This is a genomic window from Scopulibacillus darangshiensis, assembly GCF_004341035.1.
GTDB lineage: Bacteria > Bacillota > Bacilli > Bacillales > Sporolactobacillaceae > Scopulibacillus > Scopulibacillus darangshiensis.
In genome coordinates this window covers 1-1275 of the sequence record NZ_SLXK01000094.1, presented here as the reverse complement: position 1 = coordinate 1275, position 1275 = coordinate 1, and the positions used below count along the sequence as shown (strand labels likewise).

Sequence of the window (1275 nt, the reverse complement as noted above, 5' to 3'; positions counted from 1 at the left end):
GACTGTTTGTCAAGAGCGATTGCGGGTATTATCTCAAATCAAATGGTAGTTATTGTAACCCATGCAGGTTTTTCATAGAACTTTTGACACTACCCAATGAAACACCACTTAAATAAAGATGGCCCTTATTAATACCCGGGAAGTTTTTATGCGTATTAAAATAGGTCGTGACAGCCTTTATGGCGTTTTGAGTGTCTGCCGCATTTTTAGCTAAACCGCTTATTGTCCCGCCGCTGTGCCCATAGCCACGGTACATGGGAACAATAGTAATTTGACCGGATGGATAATTTTCGATTAACGTTTTATCATAATGAAAAAGGTCATTACCTTCACCTATGGTAGTAACATGAGCCTTCTGATCGTCAGGAGTTGAATATCCGCCATGACAGAATACGGATAGAGGATAAGCCCCTGATTCTGATGGCGCAGCAACATAGGCTTCAACTTTTATCCCTTGACTCCAATACATCATTTGATAGTTCTTTGTATCGGAATTTGAATCTGGAACTTCAATGGGTTTCATGGAAATCACTTTTCCGTCTTGTTTTGCCCCTTTGTCCTTACCCTTTTCTTTACTATTGGCCTGCTTTTCGTGATCTTTACCGTGCGCTTTAGAATCATTATTTGGGTTAACTGAACACCCAATTAAAGAGACGCAAACGATCACAGTTATGAGTAAAGAAAAGCCATTTTTCCATTTATATCCTCCCCACCCTTTAGAAAATTTAGAGAATAATGTTTATTTTAATACGCCTCATCATCGCCTTAGGTTCCGCGATAAGGGGAATCACTGTTGTGTTCGGTCATAGCCTTTATCACCTATTAATATCTTCGGACAACCATTTTTTCGCTTGTTCTTCAAACCCTCGTTTTCCCCAAGCAATGATAGCTTTAATTTCTCCTAACTCTGCTATTTGATTTTGGAAGAACAGATCTCCTATAAAGTATCCTAGTCTGTTAAACCCGAATTTTTTGCCGCCATTTATCGAAAACCACTCTTTAAATAATGACTGCGGTGATTCAACTGCATAATCTTCTGCAAACGCCTTTTTAATATCATGTTTATGTGATTCCGCAAATGTGAGCCATTCATAGCCTTCGTCATTGAAGGAAAAATAAATAGACGGGTGTAAGTTAGCCACTGTTTGTCTGGAGAAATGGATAGCTGCCCCTTCTTGATTCTCTTGACGAATTGAACAGACCATTCTTCACTTTTCAAAGCTTAGATGATGCCGTGGCAACGTCAAGTCCAAACCACTTGACCCTGCCCACTCT

The 1275-nt window shown here is 39.8% G+C and carries 2 protein-coding genes; both read right to left on the bottom strand.

What is annotated here, in order from left to right:
• Positions 1–49 precede the first annotated feature (49 nt).
• Positions 50–523 carry an alpha/beta hydrolase family protein gene (locus tag EV207_RS22860; RefSeq protein ID WP_132748774.1) on the bottom strand — a complete coding sequence of 158 codons (474 nt, stop codon included), beginning with the start codon at positions 521–523 and terminating at the stop codon, positions 50–52.
• Between the two features lie 292 nt (positions 524–815).
• Positions 816–1205 carry a hypothetical protein gene (locus EV207_RS22855; RefSeq protein ID WP_132748771.1) on the bottom strand — a complete coding sequence of 130 codons (390 nt, stop codon included), beginning with the start codon at positions 1203–1205 and terminating at the stop codon, positions 816–818.
• Positions 1206–1275: the final 70 nt, after the last annotated feature.